Origin of the sequence: Arthrobacter sp. NicSoilB11, from assembly GCF_019977375.1 — a bacterium.
Lineage (GTDB): Bacteria > Actinomycetota > Actinomycetes > Actinomycetales > Micrococcaceae > Arthrobacter.
This window is the reverse complement of record NZ_AP024657.1, coordinates 1,810,124-1,832,093: the sequence shown is the minus strand read 5'-3', so window position 1 is coordinate 1,832,093 and position 21,970 is coordinate 1,810,124. Positions and strand designations below refer to the sequence as shown.

Genomic DNA, 21,970 nt, shown 5'->3' with positions numbered 1-21,970 from the left:
ACTGCTCCCATGCCTATCGTTCCTGATGAAAAGGACTGGACCTGGGTCCTGTCCCGCCCCTGCCCGGAATGCCATTTCGACGCTTCCAGCGCCACCCCGGCAACGGTACCGGGAAGCATCGAAAGCCTGATCCCCCGGTGGCTCGCCGTCCTGCGCCGGCCGGACGCGGCGCAGCGCCCCGATGACCACACCTGGTCCGCGCTGGAGTACGCGTGCCATGTGCGGGACGTTTTCGCGCTGTTCGACCAGCGGCTGAACCTGATGCTGGCAGAGGATGACGCCCGCTTCGAGGATTGGGACCAGGACCGGACCGCCATCGAGAAGGACTACGCCAACGCCGATCCGGCCGAGGTGGGCCGCGAACTGGCGGCGGAAGGACACCAGGCCGCCGAGTCTTTCGCCGGAGTCCATGAGGACGACTGGGGACGCAAGGGGCTGCGCAGCAACGGCTCGCAGTTCACCGTCCTCACGTTGTCCCAGTACTTCCTGCACGACGTCGTCCACCACCTTCACGACGTCAGCGGCTAAAGGCGCAGGCACGCCGGGGACCGTCCCGCCTTAGTGGGAAGCGGCCAACGATTCCCGGGGTTGTCCGGCGAAGGCCGAAAGATCCAGCCTGGCGTCGCCGGCCTTGATGTCAGCGGGATTGTGGGTAACCAGCACCACGGTGCGGTCCCGGAGTCCCGTGCGAAGGTCCGCCAGCATGGCTGCCGCCGATTCGGCGTCCAGGTGGGCAGTGGGCTCATCCAGCAGGATCACCTCCGCACCGGTCAGCAGGGTCCGCGCCACGGCCAGCCGCTGGCGCTCGCCGCCGCTCAGGAAGGCACCGCCGGGACCGATCCGGGTGTCCAGGCCCGCCGGCAGCCGGGCCACCAGGCCGGCAAGTCCGACGGCGGCCAGGACAGACTCCAGCTCGTCGTCCGCCAGGGTTGGTGCACCGTTCCCGGACGGCCGGCCCAGCATGAGGTTGCCGCGGATGGTGGAGTCGAACAGGTGTGCCTCCTGCGGACACCACGCCGCCCGGCCGGTGACCAGCGCCCGTCCCGCGGCCGGCGGCAGGAAGCCAAGCAGCACCGAGAGCAGGGTGGACTTTCCCGACCCCGATGGTCCGGTGACCGCCAGCCAGCGCCCGGGACCTGCCACCGCGAACACGCCGGAGAAGACCGGGACGTCTTCGGGCCAGGCCGCGGCCAGGTCCACCAGTTCAAGGCCCGGAGTGCCGCCGGCGCGGCCGGGAACGGACTGCAGCCCAGCAGACACGTCGAGGCGGCCGTCAAGGGCGCCCGACTCCCCCACCCGGCGCATCACGGCACGGAGCGCGGGGAACTGGCGGACCGCCGTCGTCATCGCTGCGTAGGGTTCCACCAGTGCCAGCAGCAGGAGGACCACCACGGCTGCCGTGGCCGGGGCAACCTGGGCCGCAAGGACCCCGGGAGCCGCCAGCCATGCGGCGGCCAGTGCGGCGGTGCCGCAGGCGGCGGTGGCAACAGCGTGTCCCAGCCCGTCGGCCCAGGCTGAGCGCTGGGATGCGCGCGTGGCGTCGCGGTCCTCCGCCAGCAGCGCCTCAAGCACACGGGCTGCCACGCCGTTTGCGTGCAGTTCCGCCCTGGCGTCCAGGGCTGCCGTCACGCGGCGCAGGACCCCGGAGCGCAGGGACTGCTCGGCGTTGGCGGATTTCCGGTCTCCCCACAGGGCGGCCGCGGGTGCCAGCAGCAGGCCGCTGATGGCCGCGCCGGCCACTGCGGGAAGGGCCGCCGGCACCAGCACGCCGGTGGCAGCCACGGCCAGGACGGAAACCGCGAGCGCGGTGAGGGGTGGCAGGACCACGCGTGGAAGGAGGTCGCGGACCGTGTCCACATCGTCGATGACCGTCCCCAGCACGTTGCCGCCCTGCAGGAGCCGGCGCAGCGACAGCGCCCTGCGGCTCAGAGATTCCCAGAGCCGGCCGCGCAGGCGGGTGAGCGCGGCGAAGACGGCATCATGCAGCAGCAGCCGCTCCCAGTAGCGGAAAACGGCCCGGCCGATGCCGAAGAACCGGACGCCGACGATCGCCGTCAGCAGGTAGAGAATGGGCGGCTGCTCGCTGGCCCGGATGATGAGCCAGCCGGAAAGGCCGGAAAGCGCGACGGCGAAGACGGCCGCCAGGGTGCCCACGACAGCAGCGGCGGCGAACCTGCCCCGCACCGGCGCCAGGAGGGCCGCCAGGAGGCGGGCCGCGCCTGGGGCAGCGCGAACGCTTGGGGCAGCCTGGACGTTTGCGGCAGGCTGGACGCTTGCGGCACTCCTGACGGACCCGCTGGTGCCGGCTTCCGCCGCGTCGTCAACGCGTGCGCTGACATTGCCGGCGGAAGCGGCGTCGGCAGAGCCGGGTTGGGTGGAGCCGCTTCTCCCGGGGCCGGGCAGGATGCCGGTTGCGCCGCCGCCGTGGTGCGGTGCTGCGGCAGCCCGGACCGCCGGCACGACGGGCACCAGCAGGTCTGCGAGCCGGCGGGTGCGCTGGTTGTGGGCCACCAGGATCACGGTGGCCTGGCCGCGGAGCCGCCGGATGGCCTCCTCCACAATGAGTGCGGAGGCGTCATCCAGGTGTGCCGTGGGCTCGTCCAGCAGCAGGAGGGTGGCACCGGCCTCGATCCTGGCCAGTCCGCGGGCCAGTGCCACGCGGCGCAGCTCGCCCGGGCTCAGCTCCGCCTGGTGCTTCGCTGCCAGGTGGGCGGCTCCGGCCCTCTCCAGGCAGCGGCGGGCAGTCTCTTCGCCGGTAAAGCGGTCGGGGCCATGGGTGGGGTCCGGCGAGAGGTACAGCAGCACCTCCTCCAGCACGGTTCCGGCCACCATGACGGGATGCTGCGGCACCCAGGCTACGGAACTGCGGTCCAGGCCGCTAATGGATCCGGTGATGCCCGTCCCGTCACCGGCGCCGATGGTTCCGGCCAGTACGCCCAGGACAGTGCTCTTGCCGGCACCGCTGGGTCCGTCCAGGGCGGTGATCCGATCCTGGGGGGCGGTGAAGGTGAGGGGGCCGACGGCGGCTCCGGACCGGCCGGCGTAGGTCACCGTGAGTCCGGTGACCTCGATTGGGGCACCGGGCCTGCCGGCCCTGGCCGCCGGCAGGGGTATCGCTTCGGCCGCGCCGGTCACGGCGGCTGTTTCCGCGAGTGCCACCCGGCCGTCGTCGCTGGCGTGGTGGGCGGTGCCCAGTTCCCGCAGCGGAAGGTAGCAGTCCGGTGCCAGGAGCAGCGCCAGCAGGCCGGCCTCCAGCGGCATGTCGCCGTGGACCAGCCGGACGCCGATGAAGACCGCCACCACGGCGACTGAGATGGTGGCGATGAGTTCCAGGGCCAGGGCGGACAGGAACGCGGTCCGCAGGGTGCCCATGGTGCGGGAGCGGTACTCTTCGGAGATTTCTTCGAGGGCCTTGCGCTGGGCGGTTGCCCTGCCCAGTCCCACCAGGACCGGCAGGCCCTTGGCGAGCTCCAGCATGTGTGCGGACAGCCGGGCCAGCGACGCCTGGGCCTGGCGGACGCTGTCCTCGGTGTACCGGCCGATCAGCACCATGAACAGCGGGATCAGGGGCACCGTGAGCACAATGACCAGCGCGCTCACCCAGTCCGCGAAGAGGATCCGTGCCCCCAGCAGCAGCGGCACGGCGGCGCAGTTGACCAGCGCGGGAAGGAACTGGGTGTAGTAGCTGTCCAGGGCGTCCAGGCCGCGGGTGGCCAGCACCGCCAGGCCGCCGTCACCCGGCCCGGAGGACCGGACGCCCGTGCGCAGGGCACGCCCCAGCAGTTCTGCCCGGAGTTCTTCCTTGACCCCCAGCGCCGCCCGGCGGCCCGCGACGGCCTGGCCCCAGACGCTCAGGGAGCGGAGGACGACGCCGGCGAGCCCGGCGGCGAGATGGGTTGCCCAGTCCGGGTTTCCGGCCACGAGTCCGGCCAGGACGGAGGCCACGGCCTGGCCGATCAGCACCAGGGAAAGCGCCTTGAGCGCGGCCAGGACGCCCAGCCAGTAGATTGCTGACCGGGTGGCCGGACCGGCGGGAAAGGTTGGCCGCACGTCAGCCCTTGGTGGTGAACGCCCTGGCGGCCACCGCCGGGAGGAAGCTGTGGGCTTCCGGGATGTGGGCGGCGCTGACGCGGCGGCGGAAGACCCAGTAGGTCCAGGCCTGGTAGGCGATCACCAGGGGAAGGCCAAAGGCTGCCACAATGCTCATCAGTCCCAGGGTGTAGTCCGAGGAGGAGGCGTTGGAGATGGTGAGGTCAAACGCGCTGTCCAGCGTGGAGGGCAGCACCACCGGGAACACGGCCCCGAAAATGGACGCCGTACCCAGCACCAGGAAGGCGCCCAGGGCCAGGAAGGACCGGCCTTCGGAGCCCTTCCGGGCCAGCAGCCAGGCAGTAACGGCCGCAGCAACGGCCAGGACGACGGCGGCCCAGGTCCAGGGTTTGCCGTCCATGAACTGGATGGCGAGGGCCCACGCCGCGATGGGCAGGAGCAGGGCCGGCAGGAGCCGAACGAACCACTGGCGGGCGCGGTGCCGTACCTCCCCGTCGGTCTTGAGGGCGAGGAACGCCAGCGCGTGGAGCAGCGCGAACCCCACCACGGCGATACCGCCCAGCAGGGCGTAGCCGCTGAACCAGGCCATGGGGCCGCCTTCGCGGTCGCCGTTGGCGTTCAGCGGAAGGCCGGTGGTGGTGAGGGCCAGTGCGGCGCCCACGCCGAAGGCGGCAAAGAAGGAACCCAGCGCGATGGCCCAGTCCCACCGGTTCCGCCAGCTGTCCGTGTCCACCTTGCCACGGTATTCGAACGCCACCGCCCGGAAGATCAGTGCCAGCAGGACGACCAGCAGCGGGAGATAGAGCGCGGAGAACAGCGACGCGTACCAGAGCGGGAAGGCTGCGAAGGTGGCGCCGCCGGCGGTCAGCAGCCACACCTCATTGCCGTCCCAGACAGGTCCGATGGTGTTCAGCAGCACCCTGCGCTCGGTGTTGTCGCGGGCGAAGAGCTTCATCAGCATCCCCACGCCCAGGTCGAAGCCCTCCAGGAAGAGGTATCCGGTCCACAGCACCGCGATGGCGATGAACCACATGGTGGGAAGCAGTTCCATTGTTTGTTTCCTCTGCTTGGTTTCGGGCTAGTAGGCGAAGGCCAGGACGTCGTCTGCGTGTTTCGCGTCCCCGGGGCCGCCGGGTCCCGGGGTGGCGTCCTCGTTCTCGTCCACCGGCGCGTGGACCAGTTCGGGCATTGCGGAGACCACGCCGCCGCGGATGTACTTGACCAGCAGCTTCACCTCCACCACCAGCAGGACTGCGTAGACGGCCGTCAGGGCCACCAGCGAGGCGATCAGTTCCCCTGCGGAGACACCCGGCGATACGGCGGCGGCGGTAAACATGAACACCTGGTCGATGCCGCTGGGATCCGGGTTGGGCGCCACGACGAACGGCTGGCGGCCCATCTCGGTGAAGATCCAGCCGGCGGCATTGGCGCCGAAGGGGGCCAGGATGCCAAAGACTGCCAGCCGCATCATCCAGTGCGACTCCGGCACGGTCCCCTTGCGGGTGAGCCACAGCGCCACCAATGCTGCCAGGGCGGCGAGTCCGCCAAATCCGATCATCATCCGGAATCCCCAGTAGGTGACTTCCATGACGGGCACGTATTCGATTTCCTGGCCGGCCCGCTCACCGTAGATGGGGTTGTCCGGCAGGTTGGTCCCGTAGTTGGCCTTGTATTCGGGCAGCAGGCTGTTGACGCCCTTGACCTCGGTGGTGAAGTCGCCCTTGGCAAGGAAGGACAGGATGCCCGGAACCTCGATGACGGCCACGACGTCGTCGCAGTTCCTGGACCCCACGTTTCCGACGCTCAGGACGGAGAAACCGGTGCCGTCGTGGCAGGCCGCCTCCGCGGCGGCCATCTTCATGGGCTGCTGCTGGAACATCAGCTTGCCCTGCAGGTCGCCGGTGACCGCGGTGCCGGCGAAGGAGATCATGGCCACCACGGCGCCGATCCGCAGGGACCGGATCCATACGCTGTGGTCTGTACGGTCACGGCCGGGGATGCGGACGTCTTCACCGGGGATGACCTTGCCGTCGGCACCCACCGTGTCAACGCCGTCGTGCCGCCTCCGCCACAGGTGGTACCAGGCGATGCCCAGGAGGAAGCCGCCGGCCACGGCCAGGGCGCCGAACAGGGTGTGCGGGACGGCCACGAGCGCGGTGTTGTTGGTGAAGACGGCCCACGCGTCGGTCATGACGGGCCGGCCGTTGATCATTTCCACCCCTACCGGGTGCTGCATCCAGCTGTTGGCCACGATGATGAAGTAGGCGGAGAGGGCCGATCCAATAACGGCCACCCAGAGGCAGGCAAGGTGGATGGCGGGCTTTAGCTGCTTCCAGCCAAAGATCCACAGTCCCAGGAAGGTGGACTCGACGAAGAAGGCAAGGAGGGCCTCGAGGGCCAGCGGGGCTCCGAAGACGTCACCCACGAACCGGCTGTACTCGCTCCAGGCCATGCCGAACTGGAATTCCTGCACGATTCCGGTTGCCACGCCCATGATGAAGTTGATGAGGAACAGCTTTCCCCAGAACTTGGTCATGCGCAGGTACTCGGGTTTGCCGGTGCGGTACCAGGCGGTCTGGATGACGGCCACCACCAGGCCCAGGCCAATGGTCAGCGGCACCATCATGAAGTGGTAGACGGTGGTGATGCCGAATTGCCAGCGTGCGATTTCCAAGGCGTCCATGGCAGTCCCTACTGTTTAGCCAATGTAGATTTCTACGCTTTGTAGAACTGTAACTTCTACAAAGTGTAGAACATCGGCAGTGGCGGGCGAAAACCAATCGCCCTCCCCTAGCATGGCGCGGCAGGGGCCGGCGCGCCACATGTTCTACCCGATGTAGAACCCGGGCGGTTTTCGGGGTAGATTTGGTTATGTAGTTGAACAACCGCGCGACGTCACCGGGCGCCTTAGAATGCGCGGTGCGGGGAAACAAAAGGAAAAGTGAAATGGCTAGTCTTGGTGAACTGGAACGGGCAGTCATGGACCTGCTCTGGGCGGGCCAGGAAGCGGCTACGGCCAATACCCTGAGGGATCAGCTGGCGCGCACGTCCGCGGCGCAGGGCGGACCGGGCCACGAAGGCAAGGAACTGGCCGTCACCACGGTGCTCACCGTACTCTCCCGCCTGGAAAAGAAGGGGCTGGTGGAACGCGAACGCGGAACCCGCCCGCACCGGTACCAGGCCGTGTCCAGCCGCGCGGACCACACCGCCGAACTCATGCATGAGGTCCTCGGATCAGCCCCGGACCGCGAGGCCGTCCTGGCCCGCTTCATCGGGTCCGTTTCCGAAGGTGAAGCCGAGACGCTGCGTAAACTGCTGGGCCACCTCTAGCACACCATGTTCTGGGCCTCATACCTGCTGGCGGTCCTGGCGATAATCCTGGCCTGGCCGGTGCCAATTCTCCTGTCACGGGCCCAATGGCCGGCAAGGTCGCCGTTCACGGCCATGCTGCTGTGGCAGGCGATCGCGCTCGCGGGTGGACTCTCCATGATCGGCGCCATGCTGGTCTATGGCCTGGAACCAATCGGTGACAACCTCATCGCAGGGCTTCGCGCGCTGGCGGGAATGGTGCTGTTCAATGCCCCCACCACGGCGTTGGGCTTTTGGCATATCTTCGCACTGTCCACTGCTGCCCTGCTGACGGCCCACCTGGTGTTCACGCTGCTGCTGACGTACTACAAGATCCAGCGGCAGCGGCGCCGGCACCGTGAACTGCTCGCACTGTTGGCCTCCCCATCGGCCCAGGATGCCGGGACGCTGGTGATCAGCCACGACTCCCCCGTCGCGTACTGCCTCCCGGGGGGCGCCCGCTCCGTGACCGTGCTGTCGGACGGCCTAATGGCCGCCCTCGAACCGGACGAGCTGCGGGCCGTCCTGATTCACGAGAACGCGCACCTCAGCCAGCGGCACCACCTGCTGCTCTGGGCCTTTGCCGCCTGGCGGCAGGCCCTCCCGTGGCTGCCCACCACCCGGCTTGCACAGGAATCGGTCAACTCCCTGATCGAGATGCTGGCCGACGACGTCGCACTGCGGACGGAGAGCAAGGCCACCCTCATCAAGGCGATAGCCATCGTTGCCAGCGGGTCGACCGGAAACGCGGGCGTCGGCGACATCCGCCCGTCCTCGCCCTCGTTGGCCCTGTCCGGGCTGGAGTCGGCGTCGGGCGGACCGGGCTCGGACGCGGTCAGGACCGCGGCCTCCCGGGTCAGCCGCCTCCTGACCCCCCAGCCCCAGCTTCCTGCGGCCGTCCGCAGCGCCGTGTTGGCCGGGTCCGTCCTGCTGCTGGCGCTGCCCACGGCACTGCTGGTGGTTCCGGGGCTGCTGGGCTGACGCCGCCGTCGCGCTTCAACCCGGCGGGTGGGCTTGTCAAAGCCCCGGGATCGCCGAACCCATCCCAGCGCCCGGCGACCCTGCGCCCGGTCAGGCGTCGATGCGCTCCCGGTCCAGGCTGGACGCGCCGGCGATGATGAAGTCCTTGCGCGGGGAGACGTCGGAGCCCATCAGCAGGTCGAAGATCTCCTCTGCCTGCTGCGCGTTTTCGATCCCCACCTTGCGCAGGGTGCGGTGCCGCGGGTCCATAGTGGTCTCCGCCAGCTGCTCGGCGTCCATCTCCCCAAGGCCCTTGTACCGCTGGATCGGCTCCTTGTACCGCTTGCCCTCCTTGGCCAGGCGGGCCAGCAGGACGTGCAGTTCGGCCTCGGAGTAGGTGTAGATCATCTCGTTGGCCTTCTGGCCGGCGTTGATGACCTCCACCCGGTGCAGCGGCGGAACCGCGGCAAACACCCTTCCCTCCACGATCATGGGCCGCATGTAGCGGAAGAACAGGGTCAGCAGCAGGGTCCGGATGTGGGCGCCGTCAACGTCGGCGTCAGTCATGAGGATCACCTTGCCGTACCGGGCCGCATTGATGTCGAAGCTGCGGCCGGACCCCGCGCCCACCACCTGGATGAGCGCTGCACATTCGGCATTGGAGAGCATGTCCCCCACCGATGCCTTCTGCACGTTGAGGATCTTGCCGCGGATGGGCAGCAGGGCCTGGAAGTCGGAGGACCGGGCCAGCTTGGCGGTGCCCAGCGCGGAGTCGCCTTCCACGATGAACAGTTCGGAACGTTCGACGTCGTCCGTCCGGCAGTCAGCGAGCTTGGTGGGCATCGAGGACGTTTCCAGCGCGTTCTTGCGCCGTTGGGTCTCCTTGTGCACGCGGGCCGAGATGCGGGACTTCATCTCGTTGACGATTTTTTCCAGCAGCAGGGCCGACTGGGCCTTGTCGTTCCGGTTGCTGGAGGACAGTTTGGCGGAGATCTCCCGCTCCACCACCCGGGCCACGATGGCGCGCACGGCGCTGGTGCCCAGGATCTCCTTGGTTTGGCCCTCGAACTGTGGTTCGGCGAGCCGTACGGTCAGGACCGCGGTCAAGCCGGCGAAGATGTCGTCCTTTTCGATCTTGTCGTTGCCGGCCTTGAGTTTGCGGGCATTGGTTTCCACGGCTTTCCGGAAAGTCTTGACCAGCGCCTGCTCAAACCCTGACTGGTGCGTGCCGCCCTTGGGGGTGGCGATGATGTTGACGAAGCTTCGCACGGTGCTGTCGTAGCCGATGCCCCAGCGCAGTGCCACGTCCACTTCGCAGTCACGTTCGACCTCGGCCAGCTGGCTGTGCCCCCGTTCGTCAAGGACCGGGACGGTCTCCTTGAACTTCCCTGATCCATGCAGCCGCCACACGTCGGTCACGGCCGGGTCCGCGGCCAGGAACTCGGCGAATTCGGAGATGCCGCCGTCGTGGTGGAAGACCTCCTCGTGCGGGCCGGCTTCCCCCGGGGTTCCGGGGAGCTTGCGCTCATCCCGCACGGTGAGCTTGAGGCCGGGCACCAGGAAGGAGGTCTGGCGTGCGCGGGCAGCAAGGTCCTCGTAGGAGAACTTGGCATCCGGGGTAAAGATCTGCCGGTCCGCCCAGTAGCGGATCCGGGTCCCGGTGACTCCGCGCTTGGCCTTGCCCACAATGTCCAGTACCGAGTCATCGACGAACGGAGTGAACGGCGCTGCGGGGTCCGGGCGGGACCCGGTGTCCTTAAAGCGTCCGGGCTCGCCGCGCCGGAAGGACATCCGGTAGGTCTTGCCGCCGCGGTCCACCTCGACGTCCAGGCGCGACGAGAGAGCGTTGACCACTGACGCTCCAACGCCGTGCAGGCCGCCGGAGGCGGTATAGGAGCCGCCGCCGAACTTGCCGCCGGCGTGCAGCTTGGTGAACACCACTTCGACGCCGGTGAGCCCCGTCTTGGGTTCCTTGTCGATGGGGATGCCGCGGCCGTCGTCGTGGATCTCCACGGAGTTGTCCGCGTGGAGGATGATGCGGATGTCGTGGCCGAACCCGGCAAGCGCCTCGTCCACGGAGTTGTCGATGATCTCCCAGAGGCAGTGCATGAGGCCGCGCGAGTCCGTTGAGCCGATGTACATGCCCGGACGCTTGCGGACGGCTTCAAGGCCCTCCAGTACGGAAAGGTGCCGGGCGGTGTACTCAGAGCTTGGTGCCACTGGTGATGAACTCCTTCAGGGACGTGGAAGCGGCGCTGGGACCGCACCTTCTAGGGTAGTCGGCGGCAGCGGCGACAGCCGTCTGCCACACCCGCAGCGCCTTGTGCGCCGCGCCACCAGCCTCCGTGATCCGCGGAACTGGGCAATTCTTGACCTAACCTTGCGGATACGCGGACAGCGAACTTGCCCCATCCTTGCGATGGATCGGATACGAATACTGGTTATATAGATGTACTGATCTACTAAGGAGGCCGACATGACAACAGCAGTGGCAGACCGCACACTAAACGCACTCGACCGGTGCGACCGTTGCGGAGCTCAGGCATATGTCCGGGTTGTACTCGAGTCCTCCGGCGGTGAGCTGTTGTTCTGCGGCCACCACGCCCGTGCAGTGGAGGCGACGCTCAAGCCGTTGAGCTCCGGCTGGCACGACGAGACGGGAAAGCTTCACGAGAAAGCTGCCGTGGAAATCGACTAGATGAGGCATCGGTAACAACGAACCCTGCGGGGCCTTTCCACTACGGAAAGGCCCCGCAGGCGTTTAACGGGCCCCGCAGGCCTTTAGCCGCACGGAGGGAGCTCATAAACAAGCAGGGGCCGTTCCGGAACCCACCGTGCAGTGGGTTCCCGAACGGCCCCTGTTTTGTCGTGCGGAAGAGGTTAGTCCAGGTAGTCCCGCAGCACCTGCGACCGGGAGGGGTGCCGGAGCTTGGACATGGTCTTCGACTCGATCTGGCGGATCCGCTCGCGGGTGACGCCGTAGACCTTTCCGATTTCGTCTAAAGTCTTCGGCTGTCCGTCAGTCAGGCCAAAGCGCATGGCAACCACGCCGGCCTCGCGTTCGGAAAGGGTGTCCAGGACGGAGTGCAGCTGTTCCTGCAGGAGGGTGAAGCTCACGGCGTCAGCCGGAACAACGGCTTCCGAGTCCTCGATCAGGTCGCCGAATTCGGAATCGCCGTCCTCACCCAGGGGGGTGTGCAGCGAAATCGGCTCGCGGCCGTACTTCTGGACCTCGACCACCTTTTCCGGCGTCATGTCCAGTTCCAGTGCCAGTTCTTCGGGCGTGGGTTCGCGGCCCAGGTCCTGCAGCATCTGGCGCTGTACACGTGCCAGCTTGTTGATGACCTCGACCATGTGCACCGGGATACGGATGGTGCGGGCCTGGTCGGCCATGGCGCGGGTGATGGCCTGGCGGATCCACCAGGTGGCGTAGGTGGAGAACTTGAAGCCCTTGGTGTAGTCGAACTTCTCCACGGCGCGGATCAGGCCAAGGTTGCCTTCCTGGATCAGGTCCAGGAACAGCATGCCGCGGCCGGTGTAGCGCTTGGCCAGAGAGACCACCAGGCGGAGGTTGGCTTCCAGCAGGTGGTTCTTGGCGCGCTTGCCGTCGTGGATGATGAATTCGAGTTCACGCTTGTACTTCGGATCCATGGAGCCGTCGTCCGCGGCGATCTTTTCCTCGGCGAACAGCCCGGCCTCGATCCGCAGCGCAAGGTCGACTTCCTGCTCCGCATTGAGCAGCGCCACCTTACCGATCTGCTTCAGGTAGTCCTTGACGGGGTCGGCCGTGGCGCCGGCAGACATAACCTGCTGCACGGGCGCGTCGTCGTCGTCTGCATCGGAGTAGACGAAGCCCTTGCCGCTGCCGGCGGCACCCTTGACGGGGTCGGCGTCGACGTCCTCTGCTGCGTCCGGACCTTCGAGGACGATGTCGTCGAGGTCTTCCTCGACGTCTTCGACCTCGTCCGGGTCAACGTCACCGGCGGCGGACTTTCCCGCAGCCTCGGCTGCGGCCTTGGCGCCGGGCTTGGGCCCACGCTTCTTGGGCTCGCGCTTGCTGTCGCCTGCAGCGTCGCCGGCCGAAGCCTTGTTGGCTGCCCGCGTAGCTGCCCGCTTGGCATTGGTCGCGGCCTGCTTCTCCTCAGGGGACAAGACATCCTGGGCGGCGGAATCCTTCTTCGTGGAAGACGGGGTCACAGAAAACCTTTCTAGCGGTGGTCTGTGGAATCACCATACGGGCAACACCACTATGACCCTGTCAAGTCCGTGGTGGAAACCAAGCACCACCACGGCCGGCAGAGTCACCTAAGACAACTCCCGGAGTGGCTGTAATGTTCCCTTGCGGGGACGCTTACAAGCACTCGATACACGGACCCAACCGGGTCTCGGCATCCATTGTCTCACGATTTGCCCGGATCCAACCTCCCCTGCCGCCATCCGTTACGGTTGCCCCGGCGGGCCCGGCCCGGCCGGGGCATGTCCGGCCGGCTTCACGACGCCCGGGTCCGGCTCACAGCGTCTCCTTCTCCCCAGCAGGATCCTTCGGGAACTTTTGCCAGGCCGCCTCCTTCCGGGCGGCCCAGCCACAAAGCGTCCCCCTGCCCACGATATCCAGCAGGAGCTCGGCAAGCCGGCACTCCGGTTCAAGCTCAAGCGCCCGGCCCAAGTGGGCAGCCGCGTAGGAGCCGCGTCCCCGGGACCAGGCCACCCATCCTCGGAGCGTGAGCGCTGCTGCGGCCGGGTGTCCGCCCAACACTGCCAGGTGCCCCAGAATCCGGTCCAGCGCGTCCAGTCCGGCCCAGTCCGGCGCGGCCGGCGCCAGGCCCATGAGGACCTCGCCATAGCCGGCAGGAACAGCGCCGGAAGCGGCACCGCCCGCCCGGCGCTGCTGCCGGCGGGCGAATCCCGGCGGAGGCAGCAACGGCAGCGCCACTGCGGAAAAGTCGCCCCCGTCCTCGGAAAGGACGCCGAACTGTTCTGCGCCTGCCTCCGCGGCGGCCCGTCCCGCCGCAGCCATCACGAGCAGGGCGTCGCGCCAGGTGGGAACGAGCAGCGTGGCGCGCAGGAAGGCGTCCCGTTCAACGTCCGGAATCCACTGCCCGTCATGGCTCCGCTCCAGCAGCAACTCCCAGAAGTCAAGCACCGCGTTGAACTGTGCCCTGCTGCGGGACTGCCCGCCGAGCTCGTCCTCCCAGCCGGCCTGTGCCTCAAGGACGGCCGCCAGGTGCATGGCGGGGACCGGGGCTTCCGGCTGGCTCCCCGCTCGTGGCGCGGGTCCAATGCTGCTGCCCCGGTACACCATCTCCGTATTCAGCATGCTGTCCCTGATCTCCTGCACGGGACGTCCCGGAAGCGGGCAGCAGGAGGCGTCGCTGCACAGGGCGTCCCGCCAGTACTCATCGCCCACCAACCAGGCATCGCGGACAGGCATCCCGGCCTGGTCCAGGGCACGTCGCACCGTGTCGACCAGGAGGTCGTAGGCGGATGGCGGTCCCATTCCGGCGTCGCTGGTGAAGACAGCCAGCAGAGAGCCGTCAGCGTCCTGGTCTGATTCAAGGTAGCGCCGGACGGCACGGGCAAACGCGGCGGGGTCGGCCTGGTTCGCCGGGCCCGGAAGGTCAAGCCGGAGTGTGGCTCCGAGCGTGGTGCCGTGCAGCGTCATGGCCACCAGGCTGGCAGCGGGCCAGTACCCGAGCGAATGCGGAATGAAGCCAAGGATGTCTTCCGGGCCGCGCACTATTAATCGTTCTGAACCTGTCATGGCTCCAGCATTCGCCGCCGGCGGGGGCGCGGGCAGTGGCCCGTCCGGCTATGTGGGTAACCGGTGCCGTGGAGGAAGAGTGCGGGGACCCCGCGAACGGGAGTGGCTCAGTCGTCCGTGGGCGTCGGCTGGCGGCGGCGGGCCAGGCTTTCACGGCGCTGCCGGGCGATGGCGCTGCGCAGTGGCGGAACCACGATGCCCTGGGCGGCCATTTGCCGGCGGACCTTCCGGCGGGAGGCCAGGATGGCTGCGGCACCGATGCCAAGGAGCAGGAACTGGACGCTCAAAGCCAGCCGGAAGGGTGCCAGGCCGTAGAGCACCCCCTGTGAAAACCCGGTGGCGTTCAGGACGTCGAGCACAAGGCCAATCAGGAAGATGGAGACCAGGGCAGCGATGAAGCCACCAACGTTGACAATGCCGGTGGCAGTGCCGATCCGGTGCGCGGGGTTGAAGGTCCGCGCGAAGTCGAAGCCGATCATGGAACCGGGGCCGCCGATTGCGAGCACCACCACCAGGCCTGCCAGCAGCCACAGCGGAGCGCGCCCGGGCAGCAGCAGCACCGCGGCCCATGCCGTGGCGGTGGCGCCGGCGATCAGCAGCACCATGGTGGAACGGCGCAGTGGATGGCGCGAAACGAAGCGCCCGATGAACGGGCCCACTGCCATGGCTGCGGCAACGTACAGGGCCATCAGCGCTGCGACGGTGGCTGCGTCCAGGCCCTGGCCCGAGATCAGGAACGGGTAGCCCCACGTCATGGCAAAGACGGTGCCACTGAACTGGATGGTGAAGTGGCTCCACATTCCCAGCCGGGTTCCGGGCTGGCTCCAGGCACGGGCCAGTGAGGCGCCGGTGGCCTTGAGCCCCTGCCGGGCGTGCGGCCGTTCGGTCCCCGGTGGGACATCCTGCAGGAGCAGGAGTACCAGCACGACGGCGAGTGCGGACATTCCTGCCAGCATCAGGAAAGCGGGGGTCCAGCCGGACAGGTGCAGGACCAGCGCGAAGGGCAGGACACTGAACAGCTGACCCAACTGGCCGGACATGCCGGTCAACTGCGTGACCAGGGGGACGCGGGCGGGGGCGAACCACAGCGGGATGAGCCTGATCACCGAGATAAAGGTCATGGCGTCGCCGGCGCCCACCAGGACACGGCCAAGGACTCCCCCGGGGATGCTTTCGGCGAAGGCCAGCTGCACCTGTCCGAGTCCCATCAGGACAGCGCCGCCTGCGATCATGGCACGCGAGCCGAACCTGTCCACCAGCAGGCCCACCGGGATCTGGAGCCCGGCGTACACCAGCAGCTGCAGGACGGTGAAGAAGGAGATGGCGGACGCCGTGGCGTGGAACCGTTCCGTGGCCTCGAGCCCCACCACGCCGAAGGAGGTCCGCTGCGCCACGGCCACCAGGTACCCGAAAATTCCAATGGTCCAGATAAGCCAGGCGCGGGGAGCAGTCACCAGTTCATTATGCCCGGCGCGCGCCCGCAGCCCGGAAGCCGTGACGTCCCGCTACTGCCCCGGGTTCTCCCTGGCCAGGTAGGCCTCCACGGCGGCACCCAGGTCGTCGGCGTCGGGAAGCTCGTCGTTCTCGTTGGCCAGGAGCGACCGGCGGACGATGCCGTCGGCCTTCTCGTCGTAGCGTGTCTCGAGGCGGGAGACCACCTGCTGGACCTCCTCGGACGCCTCGATCTGCTGGGCAATCTGCCGGCTGACCTCGCGCCCGGACTCACGGAGCCGGTCGGTGGGCAGCATCAGGGACGTTGCGGCGCCAAGGTATTCCAGGCCGGCGACGGCGGCGGTGGGGTACTCGGCCTCGGCGAGGTAGTGCGGGACGTGGATGACGTAGCCGGCAACATTGCGGCCCGCCTCCACGAGGCGCAGCTCCAGGATGTGGCCAACAGCGGCGGGAACTTCAACGGTGGGCTTCCACACGGAGATGCCCTCGATCAGCTCAGGCCGGTTCCCGTGTACCGTCACGCCCACGGGCCGGGTGTGCGGCACGGGCATGGGGATGGAGTGGATCCATGTGACCAGGTTGACGTCCAGCTTTTCCACGATGTTCACCACGGCACGGGCAAAGCGTTCCCATTGCAGGTCAGGTTCGAAGCCGGCCAGGAGGAGGAATGGCTTCCCCAGCCCGTCCACCAGTCGGTAGAGGGCCAGCCGGGGCTCCTGGTAGTCCTGGATGTGGTCTTCCACGAAACTCAGGTGCGGCCGGCGGGACCTGTAGTCAATCAACTGGTCCGCATCGAAGACCGCCACGGGCTGGGCGTCGAGGGTATCCAGCAGTTCGGCGTTGATCTGCTTCACCACATGGCCGGCGTCGGCGAACCCGGTGAAACCCATGACCAGGTTCAGCCCCTGCAGCTCCGGGCTGTGGAACAGCTCGATGTTGCTGGCATAGAGCGCGTCGGGGTCCAGCAGGGAGCCGGAAATCCGTTCAAGCACGGCGTGTTCCTTTCAGGGGTACGGGTGGACATCATTCATAACGCCGCAGGGGCACCCGGCATTCCGGGCCGCGGTGTGGCGCACATCTCAGGAAATTCTGTCGCTCCGCAGGGGAACGGCTACGATCGGAACTGGCCTGCCAGGCGGGCTTGCAACCACCCGGGCACCGTCCAGAACGGCCGGATCCGGGCCACCATGGCAGAGCGCCCAACATGCATCCCTGCCCGATCGTTTCGAGAATTGAGGACTCATCCCTGTGGTCAAGAATACTGAAGTCAACCTTAGTACCGTCTCGCGGGACCTTAAGAGGAACCCCAGCGATGCCGTGGTGATCGGGGTGGGGCAGGGAAGCGACGGGCCCGTCCTGCTGGACAACCCGCTGACGGCGAAGTCCGCGGAGGCCCTGGCTGACTCCCTCAAGGCACTCGGAGTTACCGGCGCGGCGGACCAGCTGATCCGCCTCCCGGGACTGCCCGAAACCGGCGCCGGCATCCTGGTCCTCGCCGGAGTGGGTAAGGTGCCGGAAGGCACACCGCTCACCGGTGAGGCACTCCGCCGGGCAGCGGGATCCGCGGTCCGGCAGCTGGCCGGCCTCGCCACCGTAACCCTGGCGTTCCCGACGGCGACGGTGCAGGATGTCTCGGCCGTCGCCGAGGGTGCCGCGCTGGGCGCCTACGCCTTCACCGAGTTCCGGTCTTCCGCGGACGGGCTCAAGGATCCCGTCCGCAATGCCGTCATCTTCACGGAACTGGCAGGCAGCACGGACCTGGGCGCCGCACTGAAGCGGGCAGGACTGGTGGCCAAAGCCGTCAACGCGACCCGCTCACTGGTCAACACGCCGCCGAGCCACCTTTACCCGGAGTCCTTCGCCGAGGCCGCCAAGGACCTTGCCAAGGGCCTCCCCGTCAAGGTCACCGTCTGGGACGAGAAGCGGCTTGAGAAGGAAGGCTTCGGCGGCATCATGGGCGTGGGCAAGGGCTCCACCCGCCAGCCGCGGCTGGTTAAGGTGGAGTACTCCCCCGCCAAGGCCACCGCCAAGGTTGCGCTGGTCGGCAAGGGGATCACGTTCGACACCGGCGGCATCTCCCTCAAGCCGGCCCTGAACATGGGCGACATGAAGAGCGACATGGCGGGCGCCGCCGTCGTACTTAATACTGTTTTGGCCCTTGCCGGCCTGGGCCTGCCCGTGAAGGCGACCGCCTGGCTGTGCATCGCGGAGAACATGCCGGGCGGCGGCGCGTCGCGCCCGGCCGATGTGCTGACCATGTTCGGCGGCAAGACGGTTGAAGTCCTCAACACCGACGCCGAAGGCCGCCTGGTCATGGCGGACGGCATCGTTGCAGCCAGCCGCGAATACCCGGACGCCATCATCGACGTGGCCACGCTGACCGGCGCGCAGCTCATCGCCCTCGGCAACCGCACTGCCGGTGTCATGGGCTCGGAAAGCGTCACGGGCGCCCTCAAGGCGGCGGCCGACCGTGCCGGCGAACTGGTCTGGCCCATGCCCCTGCCGGAGGAGCTGCGCCCCAGCCTGGATTCCCAGGTGGCGGACCTGGCCAACATTGGCGAACGCCACGGCGGCATGATGACCGCTGCTGTGTTCCTTCGCGAATTCGTGGGTAAGGACAAAGCGGGCGAACAGATCCCCTGGGCGCACATCGATATTGCGGGGCCGTCCTTTAATAACGGCAGCCCCTACGGCTACACCCACAAGCAGGGCACCGGATGCACTGTCCGTACCCTGGTTGCCTACGTGGAGGACATCCTGGCCGCGGCCTGAGCAAACTGCCTGGGTCACGGGCTCCAGGCCCCGTGCCGCGCGGCCCTGCGGTGCAGTGATTGCTGTGCCACAGGGCCGCGTGACACTGGACACAAGCGCTCCACAAACGCAGCGCCAAGGTGGAGCATGGATAGGTGGTTCGCTAAGGTGAACCACGGTAGTCACAAATGCAAGAGAGTTGCCCTGCTGACATAATCACGGCAGTGCAAGTTCCAAGACCAGATGATGCGCGCAGAACGCGTCATCGTTCACGCGAGGGAGCGTTTTAGTGGCCGATCAGGCAACTGCGCAAGAATTCGACATCCTGGTACTCGGTGGCGGCAGCGGCGGATACGCTGCGGCGCTGCGTGCGGTACAGCTCGGCCTCACCGTCGGCCTCGTGGAGAAGGGCAAGCTGGGCGGCACCTGCCTCCACAACGGCTGCATTCCCACCAAGGCCCTGCTGCACTCCGCAGAGCTGGCCGACCACGCCCGTGACTCCGCCAAGTACGGCGTGAACGTCACCCTGGACGGCATCGACATCAACGCCGTCAACGCGTACAAGGACGGCATCATCGCCGGCAAGTTCAAGGGACTGCAGGGACTCATCAAGTCCAAGGGCATCACCGTCATCGAGGGTGAAGGCAAGCTGCAGGGCACCGACACCGTCGTGGTGAACGGCACCGCGTACAAGGGCAAGAACATCGTCCTGGCCACCGGTTCCTACTCGCGCACCCTTCCCGGCCTGGAAATCGGCGGCAAGGTCATCACCTCCGACCAGGCCTTGACCATGGACTTCATCCCCAAGAGCGCCATCATCCTGGGCGGCGGCGTCATCGGCGTCGAGTTCGCCTCGGTCTGGAAGTCGTTCGGCGTGGACGTCACCATCGTCGAAGGCCTGCCCTCCCTCGTTCCCAACGAGGACGCAACGATCGTCAAGAACTTCGAGCGCGCCTTCAAGAAGCGCGGCATCAAGTTCTCCACCGGCGTCTTCTTCCAGGGCGTTGAGCAGAATGACGACGGCGTCAAGGTCACCCTGGTGGACGGCAAGACCTTCGAAGCCGACCTGCTGCTGGTCGCCGTCGGCCGCGGCCCCGTCACCGCCAACCTGGGCTACGAGGAGGCCGGCGTCACCATCGACCGCGGCTTCGTCATCACCAACGAGCGCCTGCACACCGGCGTGGGCAACATCTACGCCGTAGGCGACATCGTCCCCGGCGTGCAGCTGGCCCACCGCGGCTACCAGCAGGGCATTTTCGTGGCCGAGGAAATTGCCGGCCTGAAGCCCGTGGTGGTCGAGGACATCAACATCCCCAAGGTCACCTACTCCGACCCCGAAATCGCCACCGTTGGTTACACCGAAAAGGCTGCCAAGGAAAAGTTCGGCGAAGACCAGGTGCAGACCCAGGAATACAACCTGGCCGGCAACGGCAAGAGCTCCATCCTGGGTACCTCCGGCCTGGTCAAGCTGGTCCGCCAGAAGGACGGCCCCGTGGTGGGCGTCCACATGATCGGCGCACGCATGGGCGAGCAGGTTGGCGAGGCCCAGCTGATCGTGAACTGGGAAGCCTACCCGGAGGACGTGGCCCAGCTGGTGCACGCCCACCCCACCCAGAACGAAGCCCTCGGCGAAGCGCACCTGGCACTGGCCGGCAAGCCGCTGCACGGCTAGTTTTCCGCAGCATTACCAGGCCCGGTGCACCCGGTCGTCCAGACCGGGTGCACTAGGCTTCCAACAAGGCAGCAATCATTCGCACTAAAGATCAATAAGGAGAACGGGGACGACATGTCTGAATCCGTTAACTTGCCCGCCCTCGGTGAGAGTGTCACCGAAGGAACCGTCACCCGCTGGCTCAAGCAGGTAGGTGACCGGGTAGAGGTGGACGAGCCGCTGCTCGAAGTCTCCACCGACAAAGTAGACACTGAAATCCCCTCTCCTGTAGCTGGCGTGATTGAAGAAATCCTGGTCGCTGAAGACGAGACCGCCGAGGTGGGCGCACCCCTGGTACGCATTGGTGACGGCTCCGGCGGCGGTTCCGCCCCAGCCGGGGAAGCTCCCGCTGCGACACCGGCCCAGGAAGCTCCCGCTCCTGCGGAGGCGCCTTCCACCGAGGCACCCGCTCCTGAAGCCCCGGCCCAGGCACCTTCCGCACCGGAGGCACCGGCCGCAGGCGGCGGCGAAAGCCATGAAGTAACCCTCCCCGCACTGGGCGAAAGCGTCACCGAAGGCACTGTCACCCGATGGCTCAAGGCCGTTGGCGACCAGGTGGAGGTCGACGAGCCCCTGCTGGAAGTCTCCACGGACAAGGTGGACACCGAGATCCCGTCCCCGGTTGCCGGCACGCTGCAGGAAATCCGGGTCAATGAGGACGAGACCGCTGAAGTCGGTTCCGTGCTGGCCGTCATCGGCTCCGGCGCTGCCGCTGCTCCGGCTCCCCAAGCTGCACCGGCCCCCGCCGAGGCTCCCCGGCAGGAAGCCCCCCAGCAGGAAGCTCCGGCTGCCGCCCCGGCCCCCGCTGCTCCGGCACCCGCCCAGGAAGCGCCCAAGGCAGCCCCCGCTCCCGCTGCAGTCCCTGCAGCCCAGGAGGCCGCACCGGCCAACGGGTCCGAATCCGGCTACGTCACTCCCCTGGTCCGCAAGCTGGCCAACCAGCACGGGGTGGACATCACTTCACTGTCCGGCACCGGCGTCGGCGGCCGCATCCGCAAGCAGGATGTCATCGCCGCCGCTGAAGCCAAGGCGGCTCCCGCTGCCGCACCGGCCGCAACCCCTGCCGCATCCGCACCGGCCGCATCGGCTGGAGCTGCCTCCTCGCTTCGCGGCACCACCCAGAAGGCTCCCCGCATCCGCCAGGTCATTGCCCGGCGCATGCGCGAGTCCCTGGAGATCTCCACCCAGCTCACCCAGGTCCACGAGGTGGACATGACCAAGGTCGCCAAGCTGCGCGCCAGGGCCAAGAACTCTTTCCAGGCCCAGAACGGCACCAAGCTGACGTTCCTGCCCTTCATCGCCAAGGCCGTGGCCGAGGCCCTCAAGCAGCACCCCAAGCTCAACGCTGCCTACGACGAGGACAAGCAGGAAATCACCTACCACAACGCCGAACACCTGGCGATCGCCGTCGACACTGACAAGGGCCTGCTGGTTCCGGTCATCGCAGACGCCGGCAACCTGAACCTTGCCGGCCTCGCCGGCAAGATCGCCGACGTTGCCTCCCGCACCCGCGACGGCAAGATCGGCCCGGACGAACTGTCCGGCGGCACGTTCAGCATCACCAACATCGGCTCGGTGGGCGCGCTGTTCGACACCCCGATCATCAACCAGCCGCAGGTGGGCATCCTGGGCACCGGCGCCATCGTCAAGCGGCCCGTCGTGGTTGCTGACGAAAACGGCGACGACTCGATCGCCATCCGCTCCATGATGTACCTGTCCCTTACGTACGACCACCGCCTGGTGGACGGTGCCGACGCCGGCCGGTTCCTCCAGACCCTGAAGGCACGCCTCGAAGAAGGCGCTTTCGAAGCGGACCTGGGGCTCTAGCCTCCGCAGCAATACGACAACGGCGGTGCCGGCATGGGTGGGAAACCTCCCGCAGCCGGCACCGCCGTCGCGGTTTAACCAACGCAGCCGCCTGCGCCCGGAGCCCCCGT

At 67.5% G+C, this 21,970-nt stretch carries 15 protein-coding genes; 7 read left to right on the top strand and 8 right to left on the bottom strand.

Translation table 11 applies throughout. The features are described from left to right. The first annotated feature begins 9 nt into the window (after positions 1–9). Positions 10–528, top strand: a complete 519-nt coding sequence (locus LDO14_RS08485; RefSeq protein WP_018769686.1) for a DinB family protein — start codon at positions 10–12, stop codon at positions 526–528. 30 nt (positions 529–558) lie between these two features. On the opposite strand, the gene cydD is transcribed toward LDO14_RS08485, so the two are convergent. From cydD to LDO14_RS08470, 3 genes are read right to left on the bottom strand one after another with little or no spacing between them, the layout of a single operon-like run. Beyond that, positions 559–4,050 (bottom strand): thiol reductant ABC exporter subunit CydD, encoded by a 3,492-nt coding sequence (gene cydD / locus LDO14_RS08480; protein ID WP_223994788.1) that lies wholly within the window; start codon positions 4,048–4,050, stop codon positions 559–561. A gap of 1 nt (position 4,051) precedes the next feature. Then, on the bottom strand, positions 4,052–5,101 hold the full coding sequence (cydB, locus tag LDO14_RS08475; protein ID WP_018769684.1) for a cytochrome d ubiquinol oxidase subunit II: 1,050 nt from the start codon (positions 5,099–5,101) through the stop codon (positions 4,052–4,054). 27 nt (positions 5,102–5,128) lie between these two features. After that, positions 5,129–6,733 carry a cytochrome ubiquinol oxidase subunit I gene (locus LDO14_RS08470; RefSeq protein ID WP_018769683.1) on the bottom strand — a complete coding sequence of 535 codons (1,605 nt, stop codon included), beginning with the start codon at positions 6,731–6,733 and terminating at the stop codon, positions 5,129–5,131. Positions 6,734–6,996: 263 nt separating this feature from the next. On the opposite strand from LDO14_RS08470, the gene LDO14_RS08465 reads away from it, so the two are divergent. Both LDO14_RS08465 and LDO14_RS08460 read left to right on the top strand, forming a co-directional pair. Then, positions 6,997–7,380 (top strand): BlaI/MecI/CopY family transcriptional regulator, encoded by a 384-nt coding sequence (locus LDO14_RS08465; RefSeq protein ID WP_018769682.1) that lies wholly within the window; start codon positions 6,997–6,999, stop codon positions 7,378–7,380. 6 nt (positions 7,381–7,386) lie between these two features. Continuing rightward, on the top strand, positions 7,387–8,379 hold the full coding sequence (locus tag LDO14_RS08460; protein WP_223994779.1) for a M56 family metallopeptidase: 993 nt from the start codon (positions 7,387–7,389) through the stop codon (positions 8,377–8,379). A gap of 90 nt (positions 8,380–8,469) precedes the next feature. Here the strand turns inward: LDO14_RS08460 and LDO14_RS08455 are convergent, their stop codons facing one another. Continuing rightward, positions 8,470–10,578, bottom strand: a complete 2,109-nt coding sequence (locus tag LDO14_RS08455) for a DNA topoisomerase IV subunit B (RefSeq protein ID WP_056389822.1) — start codon at positions 10,576–10,578, stop codon at positions 8,470–8,472. Between the two features lie 256 nt (positions 10,579–10,834). On the opposite strand from LDO14_RS08455, the gene LDO14_RS08450 reads away from it, so the two are divergent. Beyond that, positions 10,835–11,056 carry a hypothetical protein gene (locus tag LDO14_RS08450; protein ID WP_018769678.1) on the top strand — a complete coding sequence of 74 codons (222 nt, stop codon included), beginning with the start codon at positions 10,835–10,837 and terminating at the stop codon, positions 11,054–11,056. Between the two features lie 182 nt (positions 11,057–11,238). Here the strand turns inward: LDO14_RS08450 and LDO14_RS08445 are convergent, their stop codons facing one another. The 4 genes from LDO14_RS08445 to LDO14_RS08430 all read right to left on the bottom strand — a co-directional run bounded on the left by LDO14_RS08445 (position 11,239) and on the right by LDO14_RS08430 (position 16,563). Then, entirely contained in the window at positions 11,239–12,555 is a 1,317-nt protein-coding gene (locus LDO14_RS08445; protein ID WP_223994777.1) for an RNA polymerase sigma factor, read from the bottom strand. Positions 12,556–12,868: 313 nt separating this feature from the next. Then, on the bottom strand, positions 12,869–14,119 hold the full coding sequence (locus LDO14_RS08440; RefSeq protein ID WP_223994775.1) for a DUF4192 domain-containing protein: 1,251 nt from the start codon (positions 14,117–14,119) through the stop codon (positions 12,869–12,871). Between the two features lie 107 nt (positions 14,120–14,226). Then, positions 14,227–15,573: an MFS transporter gene (locus tag LDO14_RS08435; protein WP_134164382.1), complete on the bottom strand. Its 1,347-nt coding sequence runs from the start codon at positions 15,571–15,573 to the stop codon at positions 14,227–14,229. Between the two features lie 51 nt (positions 15,574–15,624). After that, complete coding sequence (locus LDO14_RS08430) at positions 15,625–16,563, bottom strand: PAC2 family protein (RefSeq protein ID WP_018769674.1); 939 nt, start codon at positions 16,561–16,563, stop codon at positions 15,625–15,627. A 256-nt stretch (positions 16,564–16,819) separates the two neighbouring features. On the opposite strand from LDO14_RS08430, the gene LDO14_RS08425 reads away from it, so the two are divergent. From LDO14_RS08425 to sucB, 3 genes are all read left to right on the top strand, one after another. Further along, entirely contained in the window at positions 16,820–18,343 is a 1,524-nt protein-coding gene (locus LDO14_RS08425; protein ID WP_223994773.1) for a leucyl aminopeptidase, read from the top strand. Between the two features lie 268 nt (positions 18,344–18,611). Then, a complete protein-coding gene (lpdA, locus tag LDO14_RS08420) occupies positions 18,612–19,994 on the top strand; it encodes a dihydrolipoyl dehydrogenase (RefSeq protein ID WP_018769672.1) in 1,383 nt (460 codons plus the stop codon). 114 nt (positions 19,995–20,108) lie between these two features. After that, positions 20,109–21,860 carry a 2-oxoglutarate dehydrogenase, E2 component, dihydrolipoamide succinyltransferase gene (gene sucB / locus LDO14_RS08415; protein WP_223994771.1) on the top strand — a complete coding sequence of 584 codons (1,752 nt, stop codon included), beginning with the start codon at positions 20,109–20,111 and terminating at the stop codon, positions 21,858–21,860. The last annotated feature ends 110 nt before the right edge of the window (positions 21,861–21,970 follow it).